Below are 17,814 nucleotides of genomic sequence, written 5' to 3'. Positions count from 1 at the left end.
GTATTTTGTGAGTATTTGTAAATTGACCCTGTAAGAACTTTAATTAGTAATTTTTCGAGGATGAGTTTATGGCAGTCATCAAAGTTGAGAATCTATCCGTTGTTGGTTCTGAATTGTTTTCTGACTACGAAAATTATTTAGACGAATTGTTAGAAACCGAGAGTATTAACATCAAGGGTGGATGGACCTCGGTATTAGTAATCAGTACCTGGGCATTAAGATAATTTTAGGAAATTTCTATTTCCTAACTCATAAATTAAGTTTCTAGGGATAGATGAGAATATATCTGTCCCTTTTTCAAGAAATTGATTGAGGATATTTAAATGAGTTATCGCCGGATTAGTTATGCAGTTTGGGAAATTACCCTGAAGTGTAATCTAGCTTGTCAACATTGTGGTTCTCGTGCTGGTCAGACCAGAACAAACGAACTTTCTACAGAAGAAGCTCTGGATTTGGTCAAACAAATGGCCGATGTAGGAATTACAGAAGTTACTATTATTGGTGGTGAAGCTTTTCTGCGTCCTGATTGGTTGGAGATTGCCCAAGCAATCACTAAAGCTGGTATGCTTTGTGGGATGACTACTGGGGGTTATGGTATCACGTTAGAAACAGCCCAGCGGATGAAGGCGGCAGGTATTCAAGTAGTTTCCGTCTCTGTTGATGGTTTAGAAGCTACTCATGACCACATCCGAGGTAAACAAGGTTCATGGCAATGGGCGTTTAAGACCATGAGTAATCTCAAAGAGGCAGGTATTCCTTTTGGTTGCAATACCCAAATTAATCGTCTCTCTGCACCAGAATTTCCCAAAATTTACGAACATCTCCGTAATGCGGGTATTTTTGCATGGCAAATTCAATTAACTGTACCGATGGGAAATGCGGCGGATAATAGCCAAATTTTACTACAACCTTATGAATTAATAGATTTATATCCGATGATTGCTCGTGTTGCTGAACGGGCAAAACAAGAAGGGGTACAGGTGCAAGCAGGAAACAATATTGGATATTATGGACCCTATGAGCGATTATTGCGTGGGGGAGATGCTTGGTCTTTTTGGCAAGGATGCAGTGCTGGACTATCTGCATTAGGTATTGAAGCTGATGGTGCGATTAAAGGTTGTCCTTCGTTACCAACTACAGCTTATACAGGTGGTAATATCCGCGACCATTCACTGCGGACAATTATTGAAGAAACTGAAGAGTTAAGGTTTAATATTGGTGCTGGTACTCCCCAGGGAATAGAACATCTGTGGGGTTTCTGCAAGACTTGTGAATTTGCCGAACTCTGTCGTGGTGGTTGCAGTTGGACTGCCCATGTTTTCTTTGATAAGCGAGGTAATAATCCTTACTGTCATCATCGCGCCCTTACTCAAGAAAAAAATGGGATTAGAGAACGGGTATTTCTCCAGCGTCGTGCAGATGGCAACCCTTTTGATAATGGGGAGTTTGCTTTAATTGAAGAACCTATTAATACTCCTTGGCCAAATAATGATTCTCTGCATTTTACGGCTGATTTGATTCAATGGCCAGAAGGCTGGGAAAAATCACGAGAGTTAGTCAAATATGAAAGTTAATTCAAATTGAAATCCTGTTGATAAAGATGAACAATATTTCTCCTGATTCTATTACTTTAGAAAATCCGAATACTTTGGCAAAATCTGAGAGTAGTTCTGATACGCCACAACATTTATTGCCTCGTTTGGCTTGGGATAGTCAGATCACCTATTTACGACTTCTTTTTAGAGCTAAGAAAGCTTTAGATAGAATTGAGAAAGAAGCTGGTATTTCAATAAATAGGTAAGTTCCAGAATCCAGGGAATAAATTCCCTGTCTTATAGCTAAAGTCGGTTTCAACCGACTATTATAAAAGCAATATTTCAAAAATTGTCCTATGTCCAAACTCAAAGTTTATGATTTAAATTCTGCTGGTTTTCAGTTTTTCCAAGATACTGAAACCTTTCTCATGGATTTGAAAGAAGATGATCTTTCTATTACTCGTGGCGGAATCATTATTTTCCCTAACATTAGCGTGATTCAAGTTCCTGTATCTGAGGATCTTTACCAACCATCTATTTCTATCATTAGATAATTGAACGTCAAGATCCCCGACTTCTCTAAGAAGTCGGGGATCTCCGCCTTTCCTTTCGATTAAGGTTTTATTTGTGTCAATAGTAAAATAATTATGTCCCTAAAAATTTGGTTGTAGTAGTTGCTTTAGTAACTGTTAAATGTCAACCTATATTCTAGTCTCAAATACAATCTATTAATACTTCTAAAGGCGCATGACATTTATTTTAAACTCTCAAAATGTTTTTGATTATTTAGTTGCACAGAGTTTATCCAATCAGTACGATCAAGTTCCTACTAAGATAGAACCCCTGGTAGCTAAAAATTTTAACTTATTGTTAACCTTTGCGGATGGTAATAAGTTGCTAGTTAAGCAAGAACGACATAATCAGGAAGGAAAAGCAGTTGGTGAATTTTTGATTGAGTGGCGAATTCAAGAGTTTTTACAAAAATTTCCCGAATTTAATCAATATCGTTTGTTCTTGCCAGAAGTGCTGCATTTTGATCCAGAAAATTCGATAATTGTATTTAAATATTTAGATGATTACCGGGATGTAATGGATTTTTATATACAGGAAAAAACCTTTTCTGTGGAAATTGCTACGCAACTTGGCACTATTCTAGGTACTATTCATCATGATACTTTCAATCATCAGGAATATGAGGATTTCTTTTCTCAGGGGACAGGTAATTTAATGCTTGATCCAATATCAAGGATGATTCAGGGACTAGAACGGGTTGAACCAGAAATTTTTGGTACAGTTCCTGATGATGGATTAAAATTTTTTAGTCTATACCAACGTTATGATAGCTTGGGGCAAGCTATAGCTGAATTAGGTAAATCTATAACCCCTTCTTGTCTGATCCACAATGATTTAAAGTTAAACAATATTCTAATCCACAAAGATTGGCAAAATACTAATCATAATATTGTCAGACTTATTGACTGGGAACGTTCCGGTTGGGGAGATCCAGCTTTTGATTTAGGGACAATAATTGGTAGTTATGTACAAATATGGCTAAATAGTTTAGTTATTAGTAATTCCTTAAGTATTGAAGAATCTTTACGTTTAGCGATGACACCTTTAGAACTACTCCAGCCTTCAATTGGTGCATTAACTCTAGCCTATTTAAACACCTTTCCAGAAATTTTAAAACACCGCCCTGATTTCCTTCAAAAGTCAGTACAATTTGCAGGTTTTGCGTTAATTCAACAAATTCAGGCAATGATTCAATATCAAAAATCTTTTGGTAATACAGGAATAGCTATGCTTCAAGTTGCTAAAACATTATTATGTCGTCCTGAACAGTCAATGCCAACTATTTTTGGTACTGATGCTGTTGAAGTAACTAGCTTTAATTCTACTGTTGTTTAAATCTTTTTATCACCATTAAATAATTATGCAATTATTAGATTCTCCTCAAAATCAATCAATAGATAGTTTAAATTGGCAGTTATTAGATGTGCTGCAAGATATAGTTCATAAAATTGAAATCTCATCTAATTTCTCAATTTCTCATCCAGATTATAAACCTTTAGAATTACCGATTGAAGTAGTTGAACGTTTCCAGCAAATGCCAGCAGAAATGCAGCAGAAATATTTGAGTTTGCAACTGCGAAGTTTTTTATATGGTATTTATTACAACGGTTCAATGCAAAGTGCATTGGCATTAGATGGAGAAGGAAATGGATTACCTCTAGATTTGGAAAACAATACTATTTTAGGAATAGATGTAGGATTTTACGAACAATTACATGAAAGTAATTGTGGAGAAGGATATTTTGATCATGGTTGGTCTGTAATTAAAGAAGAAATTGATGGCAGTTTAGTAGTAACTAAAGGTGGATTAAAGATACACATTCAGCGCGAGAAACATCTTCAATGTGATCAAAAAAATGCTGTTGTGGGTGAGGTTGTAGCAATTAGATTACCTAAAAATCTCCTACAAAATGGTTTTTATATGGCAGTTGGTAATCAAGGTTTAAATCATGAAATTAGCAGTCAACAGATAACTGTAAGAATTTATTTCAATTTAATTCCTGAAGCTACTAACTCAGTAATGAGGAATCTGACAAAAAAACTGAATGAGTTAGCAATTCCTTTTAGTTTCAAGGTTTTATATAATCCTAAAGACTATGGAAGACATGATTCAGGAGTTTTGTATTTTGATAAAAATGATTATGACCTAGTGAAGGAAGTATTACAGGTTGTCTATGCAGAAAATAAATTGTCTTTTCAACCAGAAGTTCCTCTATTTAGTTTACAACTTGCACCAGGATTAGGATTAGCGGAAGAGCCCAATCAAAAGTTTGCTCAAAAGGAAAGTTTTGGCATGAATCGTTGTCAAATTGTGGCTAATGGGTTATTGAAAGCTTGGTATCAAGGGGATAATTCACCAGCAGAAAGGATGGAATTGATCTTAGAGTCTTTTTCTATTTTAGGTATTGATGTACAACGTACTTATTTGAATGCTAATTCTGAAGACATTTACCAATTATTAAATCAATGCTAATAACTGATCTTGCTCCACAGTCTTTTACAGCATCCGATAAAGTTGATTGTCTAAATGCTGAATTTCCAGAATCAGATCTACCTTTTTATCGAAAATTAGGACGAACTAACTTAACAGTTAGCTGTTTAGGTTTAGGTGGTGGTGGTAGCATTTCTAGTGATGATACTCTTTATGCTTTTGAGCAAGGAATTAACTACTTTTTTTACTCCAGCGATTTGCACCACTACATCTATAGTTCTATGTCTGGGGCGCTACGGCAGTTATGTGGGCGTGGTTCGTCGGTGCGAGAAAAAGTGATACTGGCGACAGTAACTTATATCAAAAGTCCAGAAATGGCAATGGCTGCCCTTCTAGATCAATTTGTAGAACTGGGAATAGACTATATTGATGTATTTTTCTGGGGTTGGATTGGTGCTAATGATGGTTCAAATTTACATGACTGTTTACAGCTTTCTCCTGATTTAAGAGGTGCTAATTCTGTTTATCAACGTAGTATAGAAAGAATGGTTGGTGTTTCCGAACGTCTCAAAAAAATGGGGGCTGTTCGCTATATTGGTGCATCTTTTCATGATATCAATCTTGCTCAACAATGGTCTAATAGTCCCTTATTAGATGTAGTCATGGTTAGACATAATGTGGCACATCGTTCTGCTCAATCCCAAATATTTAATCAATTAGATCAACAAGACCCTCATCGTCCGGGTATCGTTACTTTTAAATCTACAGGTTCTCATACAGGACCTCTTTGGGATGTTCCCCAAGGTTTACCAGAGGGTTGTTGGCGGCCTTCTGTACCCGATTTATATCGCTACTCTTTAAGCCAGAACTGTGTGGATGTCTGTTTAACTGGATGGCAACGTCGTGAAGAAATTGATGCTGCGATCGCTAGTATCAAGCAAGGCAAACTCACAAGTGCAGAAATTAATTACCTGAATTTATACGGCGATTTACATCGTCATCAACTTTCTCCGACAGATATTTCACCCGATCACTTGATTTATCGCTCATAGATACTTGGCAAGTATAGTCAGCATTTCTAACAGGCGTTCTGCAAAATACAAACCACTTATTTTAAAACAAATTACAAAATAAAATTATGCAAGACTTTTTAGCACAACTTACACTTCCCAAAATCACACCAGCAAGTGATGAAGATATCTTGGCTTATCTCCGTCATTCTTATAAAATAGCTGAAATAGCTGCTTTTGCTGAAAGAGATGCTCTGACTTTAAAGTTGTGTGAACAGTTAGAGATTAAAGTAACTGAGGAAGAATTGCAAGAAGCTGGTAATGTATTTCGTCAAAAAAATAAGCTATTGGGAACATCTGAAACCCTAGCATGGTTAGCACAGCAAAGGATTAGTGTAGAAGATTGGTCACAATCCATTCACACATTACTGCTATCTCAAAAGTTAAAAGAACATCTTTTTAGTGCAGCATTGGACGAGCATTACATCAGCAACAAAGACAGTTATAAGCGTGTGGCTTTGTCTCAAATTCTTGTTCATAATTTGACAGAGGCAACACACTTTATCAAATTATTAAAGGACGAAAAAGCTTCTTTTTGTGCATTAGCTTTAGAATACTCAACTGGGAAGCAGTCTAGAGAAAATGGTGCTTTTGTAGGCATCCGCTTTTTAACAGAATTATTACCAGAAATTAACCAAGCTATTATTGATATGCAGGAAGGTGATTTAGTCGGGCCAATTCAAACTAAACTAGGTTATCACATCCTCAAGGTAGAAAAGTGGTTTCCACCTAATTTAACTGAAGTTAGAGAACAAATTTTAGAATTGATGTTCCAAAATTTTATCAAAGAAAAAATAATTACTCAAACTCAATTGAGCAATTAAGTTTTATGATTTATATATGAAACTAATTCAGTTTCAATCTTTTATAAGTTTTTGGGACATTAATGTTTTATTTGCGGTGCGTTACAGATTTCATCCCAACGTACGCTACAAGACGTAATTTAATTTTTTCATAATTTATATACTAAAAAACAGCTTAATCATTTGATTCCATAGTTAGGGGTTTAGCAGTGCTAAACCCTTACACCTCTGGGTTTTTATAATCTTGCAAAAGTCTATATCTTAACTGTTGTTACTATCTCTTGTTAGATAACCTCAAACTATTGAACTTTCATCATAAATATCAACCAAACTTTGATTTTTAAATGACTCTGACACTCAATTCAGTTTCTATACTTATTCAGTCATCCATATTTTTATTAACAAAAATGGTGACATTAATATTTTATTTACGTCGAAGTAAATGAGCAATTTATATTGATTTTTACATACCAGTAAATTACAATTATGTCGTAAAGAAATTAAGTCAATACCCAAATTCTTTACTACAGCAAATTCACTTGAAAATTACAAGGAAAATCTTCAATGGCTACCATCAAAATTTCTGATTTACGTCCAGTTGGTTATGACTTATTTTCTGATCAAGAAAGCTATTTAACTTCCTTGACTGAAGATGAATTAGGCGCACAAGGTAGTGCTGGTTATACAATTTTAACAACAAGCAGTGGAGTTTGTGTAAGCGTTGGTCTTACCGTTGTTGCTGTTACCTTCGCAGCTTCCTACATCAAAGGTCGTTACTTTTAATTTCTGATTTATCTGAAATACCCAGATAAATTTAACAGTTAAGCATTTCTGATTCTATTCAATTAATTGCTTTAACTTGATTTTGTGTAAAACTTTCATTCAGTCTATTTAGACTTATCTGTACTTTGTTATAAAGGTAAGTTTATTAAACTGAAAATTTTATCTTATCCCACCTAATTCAATAAGAGGAGATTTAACCGTGGCAAGTATTCGTATTAACGACATTCAGGCACAAGATAGCTTTCTCAATGAGCTATCTGATGAGCAACTAGAATTAACTCGTGGTGGTGTTTTATTTTTCGCAATTCTTGCTCTTGGTGTATCATCTGCTGCTCTTGGCTACGTTATGGGTCGTAATGATCGGCAGTAAGCTATAGTTCTATAGTTTGTTAAGCACTTTCTAAGTTAATATTAGATAGGGATATGGGCTTAATGCCCACTTCCTTACTCAACGTGGAGTACATTTTTATTTAGCAGGATATCAACTCATGAGTCAGCCTCCTGTTTATCAACCTAATGGTTACGAAGCAATGGTTTTTTTTATTTTATTATTAGCTATTGGCAGCGCAGCATTTGGATATGTTGTAGGTAAGAATGATAAAGATTCATATCTAGATCGCCAACAACAAAGCCAACATATTGAGCATAGAGAAACAAATTCCAATGATGAAACACCTGGAAAAAAATAGGATAATAGTTCCAGATATTCCAGTCAAATTACTATTAAGCTAATGGTATATCCGATTCCAGATTAATTACTAATTCTACTGCTTTTACTTCCTTAACAATCCATTCTGTAAATAAATCAGAAATAATTTTATACCGCAATTTATCATCAAGTTGCGGTTGAATAATCTCTTCAACTAAAATCAAGTTTACTCCTTTAGAAGTTACTATTGGTTTAAGCATCTGTGGTGGTTTTACAGCAAAGACAGCGGCAGAAATTTCTGGCTTTAAATCCCGGCGACGTAATATCCCCAAATATCCCCCTTTGCGTCGTAATTCCTTATCTTCAATATAGTTGTGAGCCACATCATAGAAACTCATTTCACCTTCTTTAATAGAATAGAAAAGTTCTAGAGCCAAGTCTTCATCACTGAAAATAACCTCATACATCACCACACCCATATAATTGAGTTGATTTTCAAAGAAATAGGGTTCAACTTGATCAGCAAATAGATGACTAAGTAACTTATTAGAAATAAGATTGGTGTAGACAATTTCTTCAAAATCATCTAAAGATAAATGATGTTTTTCCAACCACTTCCAGGTATCATCAGCACTATTAAGTTGGTGAACTAATCGGATTTGATCTGCTACTGTTTGCAATTCTTCCGTTTCTACTTGTATTCCAGCTTCTTCCGCAGCAGCTATAATCACCTTACGAGAAACAATTTGCTCAACTACTTCTGGAATTTTACAAGAATACTGAACTTGCTGAAGAATATCTTCTTTGGTAATAGTAATAGGTTGTGACATGATTTAATCCTTGAATTAGTTAAAGAAAATACAAAACAGACATTAAAAATTAAGATCCCTGACTTTTTTTATTTTGTATAAAACATTATCAAATAATTTTAGAAGTCGGGGATCTGGGTTGAGGATTTCTACAACTTCACTCCTCCTTTTTGCAACTTCTTAAATGGATCAATTAAGAAATCAATAATGCGACGTTGACGCACAATTACCTCCGCCGTTGCTGTATCCCCTGGATGTAAAGAAATACATTTATTTGCAGAGGGAATACAATTCTGTTTGAGAGAAATTTCTAAATTGTAAGCTGCAACTTTGCCATTCGGTGTATCTATTTCTATGGTAGTTGGTGAAATTTTAATTAACTCCCCTGTAACTATGCCATAATCTTGAAAAGGATAAGCATCAAATTTAATTTTTACAGGTAATCCTAATCGCAAAAAGCCACTTTCAGTAGTTGCCATTTGCGCTCGAATTATTAAAGGTGAATCTAGAGGTGCAATCTCTGCCACCATTGTCCCTACCTGCACAACTGAACCAGCTTTTTGAATCGGTAATTGAAACAGTGTACCACTGGCTGTAGCTTTTACTTCTCGTTGCCCTAATTGAAATTTTAATGCTTGAATTTGGCTTTTAGTTTGAGCAATTTCTGCTTGTAAAGAAGTAATTTCTGTATCTAAAGTTTTCTGCTGTTCTTGAATTCTTAATATAGCTAATTGACCAGAACGGACTAAACTTTGATATCCTCTTTCCTGTTCCTTGAGTCGTAATTTAGCCTGTTCAATATCTGCCTTAGCTTGGCGAATATTTCTTTGATAACTACTTATTTGTTCTGTTAAACGTAAATTAGCCTGTTTAATATCTGATCTACTTTGTTCATATAATTGTTGCTTATCTTTAGCTATATTTTGCTTTTCTACAACATTGATTTCGGGAACAACTCCTTCTTTATTTAATTTGGTGTATCGTTGTAATTCGCGTTGCGTACTTGCTAAACTACTTCCTACTAATTTACTAGTGGTTTGACTATGTTCAAGAGTTTGTCGGGCTTGATTAACTTGAGATAATCTTTCTTCTTGTTGTAATTGGTATGAATTATTTAATGTAGTAATGTTCTGTTGGGCTTGATCTACTTGAGCTTGTTTTTCTAATTGTTGAGATTGGTTTTGTTGCTGTTGAGTTGCTAAAGATACAACTAATTGATTTTTAGATAACTTGAGTTGAGATAGTCGGTTTAGTTGTCCTTCTAACTTATCCTGTACCTGATTTAGTTCGGATTTTACTAATTCTGATTCTAACAACAATAAAGTTTGTCCAGCTTTAACTGAATCACCCTCTTTAACTCGAATTTCAGAGACAGTACCTGAGACAGCAGCATCAAGTCTAATTGTTTTATCTTTAGGCTCAATTCTGCCTCTGCCAGTACCAGTTTCATCTACTCTAGATAAAATTGCCCAAGGTAAAACTATAGATACAAATATCACCAAAAAGTATAATAATCCTCTTGTCCAAACCTGAGGTAAACTATCAAGAGATTCTTTTGTTATATCAGACCAATCATCTCTAATTACTATTTCTACTGGTACTTCAATTGCCAATTCATTGTATTCAGATATGTCTTTTGTGAGGTGATTTTGAACCCGTCCATTAAGTAAATTTGTCATCTTTCTACCTTATTGAAAATTGGTCATTTTTGAATTTTAGTTTTTGATAATTCAGTAATTATGCAGATATTTTTTTATTCTATCTTTTGCAATTGCTGTTGATTGAGATAGAAATAATGCCCTCGTTTTGACATTAATTCTTCATGAGTTCCAGACTCAACTAACACACCTCTATCTAATACTAAAATCATATCTGCATTTCTGACGGTAGAAAGACGATGGGCAATTACTAAGGTGGTTTTTCCTTGGAGAATTGTATTTAAATTCTGCTGAATAATCCTTTCTGATTCAGTATCTAGATGGGAAGTAGCTTCATCTAAAATCAACAATCGAGGATTACCTAATAATGCTCTAGCGATCGCTATTCTTTGTCGTTGTCCACCAGATAATAAGCCTCCACCTTCACCTATTTGAGTTTCATATCCCATTGGCAATTTTTTAATAAACTCATCAGCACCTGCTAATTGCGCTGCTTCAATGACTTCTATTAAAGGTACACCGGGATGTCCTAAACTAATATTTTCCCGAATTGTGCCACCAAATAAAAATGTATCTTGGTCAACTACTCCTACGTTCTGACGCAAGGAACGCAAGGAAATACTCGTAATATCTTGTCCATCAATTAAAACTTTGCCATCGGTGGGAGGATATAAGCCCAGGACTAACTTAGAAATGGTAGTTTTCCCTGAACCACTACGTCCTACTAATGCTACCATTTGCCCTGGTTTGATTTGAAAATTCAGATTCTCGATGATATTAATATCGCTTTCTGGATGATATCGAAAAGTCACGTTATCAAAACGGATATTTCCCTTGAGTTGGGGCAAATTTTGTCGTGGTTGATTTTGTAAATCTTCTTCTGGCTCTGTATCTAAAATATCATTAATGCGTTCTACGGCAATCACAACTTCTTGCAATTGATTCCATAGAACAATCAAACGTTGAAAGGGTGTAATGATATTACCTAGCAACATATTAAATGCTACTAATTGACCAATAGTTAATTCATTTTGAATTACCAAGTATGCGCCGTACCATAATAAGCCAGTAGTCGCTAACGATTCGATAAGATTACTAAAAATTTGCAGCCGATTGCTGATAATTTGTCCAGAGAAGTTAGTTTTAACTTCTTTATTTAATAACTCTTCCCAATGCCACCTCACTGTTTGTTCTACTGCTGTAGCTTTCACGGTTCGTAAACCAGTTAAGGCTTCAATTAGGTAACTACTTTCTTTGGCAACAGCATTAAATATTTCTCTGGAAATCCTTTGTAAAAAAGGCGTAGCTATTAGTGCTAAAAAGGCAAAAGGTGGAACTATTACTAAAGAAAGTAATGCCATTTTCCAGCTATACCAAAGCATTAATCCCACATAGATGAAAACTGTAAATAAATCTAGAAGAATTGATGATGCTTCACCAGAAAGAAAGCGTTGAATTTTACGATTTTCTTGAACACGAGATATAATATCTCCTACATAACGAGATTCAAAAAAGCTTAATGGTAGCCTAAAAGTATGGCGAATAAAGCCAACAATTAATGCTAAATCTACCCGATTGGCCATGTGATCTAGCAAATATTGCCGCAAGCCCATCATGGCTACACGAAAGAAGCTAAATAATAATAACCCTATGCCCACTGCTGTTAAAGTGAGTTCGGAACGTTGTACTACTACACGGTCTAAAATTAGTTGGGTAAATAGGGGAGTAATCAGTCCAAATATCTGGATAAATATAGAAGCGATAAAAACTTCTAGAAGTATCAAAGAGTGTGGCTTCATTAATTCAAAGAATTGCCAAAAAGGTGTGGAAGTTTCTTTGGTATCTTTGAGCATGGCTGTTGGTTGCAACAGTAATGTATAACCAGTCCAATCGGCTTTAAATTCTAGGTGACTGAGGGTGCGTTGACCGATCGCAGGATCAGCGACTATGACGTGTTTGGAGGTTATTTCATAGACAACAATATAATGTTTACCTTCCCAATGAGCGATCGCCGGCAATTTCTGTTTAGCTAATTGATTAAGACTGGCTTTCACTGGTCTAGTAGCAAAACCCAGGCTTTCGGCTGCTGTCAATAAACCACGCAAAGATGCACCATTGCGATCTACATTGGCAATATCCCGTAAACGATTCACACTAAAGCGTTTCCCCCAATACCGAGAAACCATTACCAAACAAGCTGCACCACAGTCAGAAGCACTCTGTTGAGCAAAAAATGGATAGCGACGGACAATGTGTTGCCATAAATGTCTAACTCGTTGAGTAGGACTGGGAAAATAGGCTTTACTAATCTTTAGTTCTGATTGTGTTTCTACTGTTAAAGGTGCTAAAAATTCCGGTTTGGGGTTGGTGTTTTCTCCTATTTCTGAGTTTAAATCTGAGCCTATTAATAGACTATTTAGCTTTTGGGCTTGATGCCATAGATGTGTCTTAATTTGGGGATATTTAGCCATTAATGGCGATAAAACTGAATTTGGCACAAAGCAAAGCCGTAGATTCACACTTGCCCTAGCACCATAGGTTTGAAATTCAGACTCTGGAAATAACGTAAACTCACCAAATGATGATCCTACTTCGAGAGTAGCGATTAATTCACCCGCTTCATCTAGTAATCTCGCTTTACCAGCAATAACGATGTAGATACCAGATTCAACATCATTTTCTTGCCAAAATTTACCAACTTTGGGGGTTTTTTCTTTAAATTGCGGCAGATATGACTGAAATTCCGCTTCGCAAAGAGAATGTCCCAACGCATGATTGATTTGTTGTAGAGATACCAACTGAGCGGATAGATTGTGCGCCATATATATCTGAATCTTTATCTTGACTTAGTTTTGTAAAATTGATGGATATAAATTCGGAATTATCCGATTTTTTGACGTTTTTAAGATCATTAATCGAAATTCTGGCTTCGTGATCAGATTTAATATTGTTATCTTGATTATTGTTAGGTTTTTGGCGCGTGGATAACCCTAGCTGTTTGAGTAAACGTTTAATATGGCGATCGCTCAGCGAAATCCCAAATTCCTTCGCTAAATGTTTCTGCAACCAGTTAGCTGTCCACCGTCGGAATGAATAGCCATGATCTCTAGGACTACTATGTAAAAGTTCTTGTAACCGCTCTAAATACTGCTCATTCACCACCTTAGGGCGACCAATTGGACAATCTTGCCATTGATGCGCCATCCCCATCCGTGCTATGTGCATCCAATGTCTGACCGTAGCTGCACAACATCCCAGCATTTGACAAATTTCTGTTTGAGTTTTTCCATCATCCGCCAACAGCATGATTTCAATTCTTTGGTGGTAAGACTCCGGGTGATCCTCTTGTAGACTTTTTTGCAGCAATTTTCGTTGAAAAGGCGTTAAGAATTTACTGTTATTAGTTAAATTACTTAGTTCTCTAATCTCAACTTCTGATTGATAGTAGGACATAATGCACCCATTAAAAATTGAAGGTAGCCAAAACCAAAGTCAGTAAATACTCTAGTTTGAACTCAATGTAATCTTACGTTGGCGTTTTATTTCAATAAATATACCAATAAGGTTTTATGATTTTGGCTAAGGTATTGTTAAATAGAGATTAAAGTACAGATTAATCTTGACACTGATGTACTTGATATTACTTATAATTTTATCAGTATAGAAACCGCACCATTAAGGTTAGCATTAACAACCAATGCAACTTGAGTTGTATTAATCGCTGTCGCTTATTGGCATATTTCGATACTACTGCCCAGAGTAATCATTTTCCCTGCTTCCGTAACGGAAACTCTGGTATTTACACTTAATCTATAAAAATGATTAAATTGCGCTGTATTTACCCATTTGGGCATAGTTGCTTGACGGTTTTGCCCAAAGATTTTCTGAAAGTTTGGGTAAGCTTCCCCTGTATAAGAATCCCGCGTGGGGACTACACAACGTTGACAAGGGTTAATTGCCAAAAACTGAACATTTCCCACCTTAAAGGTTACTGTTTCGCCACTAGCAGCAAATAAGCCATCTTCCCAAAATGCTGGAACACCATCAATTTCAATATTGGCACGCATTCGCCGCCGCATTTCATCAACATTGATACCAGGAAACCAGGAAGCAACTTCTGTTAAACTAGCTGTACTAATTACCGTTGCCCCTGGTGAATCTGTATCATCAGGAAAACCCATTGTTGTATTTTGTTGTAATTGCACAGGAAAACCCAAAAAATCGCTGACAACTGCGGTTAACGCCGGACGTTCTTCATCTAAATGAAAAGCTTGTGCGGACTTTTCACCAGGAAACTTCATCTTTATCAGCCTTTGTTCTAGAAAAAACTGCGATCGCAACATCAGGATTTGCGGATAACGCTTCCCATTCACAAACCTATTTTGTGCGTCAACAAAAGCAAATTCCCGGTCATATTGAAGTGCGCCACTGTCGAGAATAGTTGCTTTTTCTACTTCTATCCCATCCAATGACTTAATTGGATATAGCAAAATCTTTGCTAAATAAGGGGTTTGCACTCCTGACTCCTGAACTCCTAAACTCCTGAACTCCTAAACTCCTGAACTCCTGACTCCTGACTCCTTCTCTATGACATTGTTTCATGGTTGTGGAGATGTATAAGCCGGAGACTTATCAAGTGTACCGATTCTATCAAGAGGCCAAAAACGAACCACAGCCCGACCAATAATGTTACTACGGGGAACAACACCCCAACAACGCCCATCATAACTGTTAGGACGATTATCACCGAGCATGAGGTAGGAATTTTGGGGGATAATTTCTGGTTGAGCTAAGAAAGGAGGCTGAAGTCCCGTGCTATTACAAGCTTCAACTAATGTTCGTACAGTAGAAGATAGGTAAACATCTTCCTGTAAAGGCTTGCTGTTGATATATACTTTGCCTTCTCTCAATTCTACTTTTTCACCGGGCAAACCAATTACTCTTTTGATAAATGCTTCCCGTTCTGGATTATTTTGTATTTCTTGCGGTGGTAAAAATACAACTATATCTCCCCGTTCGGGTTTAGCAAATCTATACTTTACTTTATCAACAATAATTTTATCTGCTTTCCATTGGTCTTTAACACCATGTAAAGTTGGTTCCATAGAGCCAGTGGGAATCCAACGGGCTTCAGCAACAAAGGTACGAATTCCTAGAGCTAGAAAGATACTCAGTATCATCGTTTTACCTAGCTCTACTATCCAGGAGTTATCGGGTTCTTGGCTGGAGTTTTTATCAGACACTTGATTTTGCATGAAATTGTTGAAGTATGTTATGAGACTAGTATTGAACTCAGACGGAGAGACTTGATATTATTAATCTTAACGATATGGAGCAGATGGTAGGTAAATAAAGTAAAAAATCTCATGTTTTTCTTTTATTCAGCTACAAACGTTCAGGTTTTTAGCTTACTTGACAACAAAGCTTTTTAACACAAAACTAAAATGGACTGTTATCCATCATTTATAAATACAGTAGGCAATAAAGAATAGGTAACAGTCCTGAAAAATTTTCCCTCATTTACCTAAAATCTGTTGTAGTTCCTTTATACTGAAAAATCTTAAATTCATGTCAACTCCACAAAGTTTACTAATTCGCCACGCTGAAATTATTTTACCCAATAGTGAGTCAATGATTGGGGATGTGCTGACTCAAGGAAGGCAAATAGTTCAGGTAGGGCAAGAAATTACTAATGCCACACCCACTCATGTGATTGACGCACAAGGATTAACTTTGTTGCCCGGTGTGATTGACCCCCAGGTGCATTTCCGTGAACCGGGACTAGAACACAAGGAAGACTTGTTTACTGCCAGTTGTGCCTGCGCTAAGGGGGGAGTGACTTCCTTTCTAGAAATGCCGAATACAAGACCTTTAACCATTAACCAATCGGCTTTAGATGACAAGTTACAACGGGCAGCCCAGAAGTGCTTGGTTAATTATGGCTTTTTTATTGGGGCTACGGCGGATAATTTACCAGATTTACTTTCTGCCCAGCCAACTCCGGGAATTAAGATTTTTATGGGTTCAATGCACGGAGATTTGTTGGTGAGTCAGGAAGAGACTCTAGAGGCAATTTTTGCCCAAGGAAGCCGTTTAATTGCTGTTCATGCGGAAGACCAAGCCAGAATTAAAGAACGCAAACTGGAGTTTGCGGGGATTACAGATTTGGCTATTCATTCCCAAATTCAAGATAATCTAGCGGCTTTGTTGGCAACTCAATTGGCGTTAAAGCTTTCCAAAAAATATCAACGTCGGTTACATATTCTGCATATGTCCACAGCGGAGGAAGCGGAGTTACTGCGTGAGGATAAACCTAGTTGGGTGACGGCGGAGGTGACACCACAGCATTTACTGTTGAATACGAATGCTTATGCAACTATTGGTAGTTTAGCGCAAATGAATCCACCTTTGCGATCGCCTCATGATAATGAAGTTCTCTGGCAAGCTTTACGTGATGGTATCATTGACTTCATTGCCACTGACCACGCCCCCCACACTCTTGAGGAAAAAGCCCAAACCTACCCCAATACTCCTTCAGGAATGCCCGGTGTAGAGACTTCTTTACCTTTAATGTTAACCGCTGCTATGGATGGAAAATGTACTGTTGCTCAAGTTGTGCAATGGATGTCTAAAGCGGTAGCGGTAGCTTATGGTATTGCCAATAAAGGAGAAATTACCCCTGGTTATGATGCGGATTTAGTTTTGGTAGATTTAAAAAATTACCGTGAAGTTAAACGGGAAGAAGTTGTTAGTAAGTGTGGTTGGAGTTCTTTTGAAGGTTGGAATTTAACAGGTTGGCCTGTAACAACAATTGTTGGCGGTGAAATTGTTTATGATCATGGTCGGCTAAATACACAAGTTCGCGGACAAGCTTTAACTTTTTCATAGTTAGTTGTCAGTTGTCCGTTGTCCGTTGTCAGTTGTTGATAGTTCACAATTTACAGTAATAATTTCGGCTTGACGGCTGCCATTTTCACCATATTTTAAACATACCTTTAAATAACTATCTGGTAGATATGGCATTCGTTCCGCCCACTCAATGGCGACAATTCCCGGTGTTACTTCTATGCCTTCCCAGTAACTTTCGAGGTTCAATCCTGTAACTTCTTGAGGTTCTAGACGGTATAAATCCAAGTGATAAAGAGGAATGCGTCCTTCTGTGTACTCATTAATCAGAGTAAAGGTAGGACTAACAATAGAATCCATTATCCTCAAACCTTTACCAATACCTTGAACCAATGTGGTTTTACCAGCACCTAAATCGCCTTCTAGTAAAATCACACTGTTAGCAGTTAAAGTTTTGCCCAAAGTAATACCTAATTGCTGCGTTGCTTCCATATCAGGAAGGAAAATTTTAGTCATTAGTCAGTTGTCATTGGTCAGTTGTCATTAGTCAGTTGTCAGTTGTCAGTTCTCATTGGTAAAATTCAACCCAGTCCCCAGTCCCCAGTCCCCAGTCCTGTACTAATTACCGTTGCCCCTGGTGAATCTGTATCATCAGGA

Annotated in this window: 20 protein-coding genes; 12 read left to right on the top strand and 8 right to left on the bottom strand. The window is 36.6% G+C overall.

Annotated elements, in window-relative coordinates; genetic code table 11:
* The first annotated feature begins 68 nt into the window (after window positions 1-68).
* The 11 genes from FJR05_RS06745 to FJR05_RS06695 all read left to right on the top strand — a co-directional run bounded on the left by FJR05_RS06745 (window position 69) and on the right by FJR05_RS06695 (window position 7,884).
* Window positions 69-224, top strand: coding sequence for a hypothetical protein (locus FJR05_RS06745; protein ID WP_168643403.1), 156 nt, complete (start codon window positions 69-71; stop codon window positions 222-224).
* Window positions 225-323: 99 nt separating this feature from the next.
* The gene (locus FJR05_RS06740) at window positions 324-1,574 is read left to right on the top strand and encodes a nif11-class peptide radical SAM maturase 3 (RefSeq protein ID WP_168643402.1); all 1,251 of its coding nucleotides are present in this window, start codon (window positions 324-326) and stop codon (window positions 1,572-1,574) included.
* Between the two features lie 26 nt (window positions 1,575-1,600).
* Window positions 1,601-1,801: a hypothetical protein gene (locus FJR05_RS06735; protein ID WP_168643401.1), complete on the top strand. Its 201-nt coding sequence runs from the start codon at window positions 1,601-1,603 to the stop codon at window positions 1,799-1,801.
* A gap of 90 nt (window positions 1,802-1,891) precedes the next feature.
* Window positions 1,892-2,089: a hypothetical protein gene (locus tag FJR05_RS06730; RefSeq protein WP_168643400.1), complete on the top strand. Its 198-nt coding sequence runs from the start codon at window positions 1,892-1,894 to the stop codon at window positions 2,087-2,089.
* 193 nt (window positions 2,090-2,282) lie between these two features.
* Entirely contained in the window at window positions 2,283-3,443 is a 1,161-nt protein-coding gene (locus FJR05_RS06725; RefSeq protein ID WP_168643399.1) for a phosphotransferase, read from the top strand.
* Window positions 3,444-3,468: 25 nt separating this feature from the next.
* Window positions 3,469-4,581, top strand: coding sequence for a T3SS effector HopA1 family protein (locus tag FJR05_RS06720; RefSeq protein ID WP_168643398.1), 1,113 nt, complete (start codon window positions 3,469-3,471; stop codon window positions 4,579-4,581).
* Entirely contained in the window at window positions 4,575-5,591 is a 1,017-nt protein-coding gene (locus tag FJR05_RS06715; protein ID WP_168643397.1) for an aldo/keto reductase, read from the top strand. The genes FJR05_RS06720 and FJR05_RS06715 overlap by 7 nt, the downstream gene beginning before the upstream one ends.
* 86 nt (window positions 5,592-5,677) lie before the next feature.
* Complete coding sequence (locus FJR05_RS06710; RefSeq protein WP_168643396.1) at window positions 5,678-6,433, top strand: peptidylprolyl isomerase; 756 nt, start codon at window positions 5,678-5,680, stop codon at window positions 6,431-6,433.
* Between the two features lie 543 nt (window positions 6,434-6,976).
* A complete protein-coding gene (locus FJR05_RS06705; RefSeq protein WP_168643395.1) occupies window positions 6,977-7,195 on the top strand; it encodes a hypothetical protein in 219 nt (72 codons plus the stop codon).
* Window positions 7,196-7,394: 199 nt separating this feature from the next.
* Window positions 7,395-7,565 (top strand): hypothetical protein, encoded by a 171-nt coding sequence (locus tag FJR05_RS06700; RefSeq protein ID WP_168643394.1) that lies wholly within the window; start codon window positions 7,395-7,397, stop codon window positions 7,563-7,565.
* Window positions 7,566-7,683: 118 nt separating this feature from the next.
* Window positions 7,684-7,884, top strand: coding sequence for a hypothetical protein (locus FJR05_RS06695; RefSeq protein WP_168643393.1), 201 nt, complete (start codon window positions 7,684-7,686; stop codon window positions 7,882-7,884).
* Between the two features lie 34 nt (window positions 7,885-7,918).
* Here FJR05_RS06695 and FJR05_RS06690 read toward each other — a convergent pair whose 3' ends face one another.
* From FJR05_RS06690 to lepB, 7 genes are all read right to left on the bottom strand, one after another.
* On the bottom strand, window positions 7,919-8,674 hold the full coding sequence (locus FJR05_RS06690; RefSeq protein ID WP_168643392.1) for a peptidylprolyl isomerase: 756 nt from the start codon (window positions 8,672-8,674) through the stop codon (window positions 7,919-7,921).
* Window positions 8,675-8,802: 128 nt separating this feature from the next.
* Window positions 8,803-10,332, bottom strand: coding sequence for an HlyD family efflux transporter periplasmic adaptor subunit (locus FJR05_RS06685; protein ID WP_168643391.1), 1,530 nt, complete (start codon window positions 10,330-10,332; stop codon window positions 8,803-8,805).
* Between the two features lie 74 nt (window positions 10,333-10,406).
* Entirely contained in the window at window positions 10,407-13,133 is a 2,727-nt protein-coding gene (locus FJR05_RS06680) for a peptidase domain-containing ABC transporter (protein WP_168643390.1), read from the bottom strand.
* Complete coding sequence (locus FJR05_RS06675) at window positions 13,027-13,764, bottom strand: helix-turn-helix domain-containing protein (RefSeq protein ID WP_168643389.1); 738 nt, start codon at window positions 13,762-13,764, stop codon at window positions 13,027-13,029. The genes FJR05_RS06680 and FJR05_RS06675 overlap by 107 nt, the downstream gene beginning before the upstream one ends.
* A gap of 275 nt (window positions 13,765-14,039) precedes the next feature.
* Window positions 14,040-14,801 carry an MOSC domain-containing protein gene (locus FJR05_RS06670; RefSeq protein WP_174783611.1) on the bottom strand — a complete coding sequence of 254 codons (762 nt, stop codon included), beginning with the start codon at window positions 14,799-14,801 and terminating at the stop codon, window positions 14,040-14,042.
* Complete coding sequence (locus tag FJR05_RS27590) at window positions 14,785-14,913, bottom strand: hypothetical protein (RefSeq protein ID WP_256376178.1); 129 nt, start codon at window positions 14,911-14,913, stop codon at window positions 14,785-14,787. Before FJR05_RS27590 ends, FJR05_RS06670 begins: the two co-directional genes overlap by 17 nt.
* Window positions 14,910-15,566 (bottom strand): signal peptidase I, encoded by a 657-nt coding sequence (gene lepB / locus FJR05_RS06665; protein ID WP_168643387.1) that lies wholly within the window; start codon window positions 15,564-15,566, stop codon window positions 14,910-14,912. Before lepB ends, FJR05_RS27590 begins: the two co-directional genes overlap by 4 nt.
* A gap of 313 nt (window positions 15,567-15,879) precedes the next feature.
* Here lepB and FJR05_RS06660 point away from each other — a divergent pair, with 313 nt between their 5' ends.
* Window positions 15,880-17,199 (top strand): dihydroorotase, encoded by a 1,320-nt coding sequence (locus tag FJR05_RS06660; protein WP_168643386.1) that lies wholly within the window; start codon window positions 15,880-15,882, stop codon window positions 17,197-17,199.
* Here FJR05_RS06660 and tsaE read toward each other — a convergent pair whose 3' ends face one another.
* Entirely contained in the window at window positions 17,200-17,673 is a 474-nt protein-coding gene (gene tsaE, locus FJR05_RS06655) for a tRNA (adenosine(37)-N6)-threonylcarbamoyltransferase complex ATPase subunit type 1 TsaE (protein ID WP_168643385.1), read from the bottom strand.
* Window positions 17,674-17,814 lie beyond the last annotated feature (141 nt).

The sequence above is a fragment of the Dolichospermum sp. UHCC 0259 genome, from assembly GCF_009711935.1.
Taxonomy (GTDB): domain Bacteria; phylum Cyanobacteriota; class Cyanobacteriia; order Cyanobacteriales; family Nostocaceae; genus Dolichospermum.
This window is presented reverse-complemented; position numbering and strand designations above follow the sequence as displayed.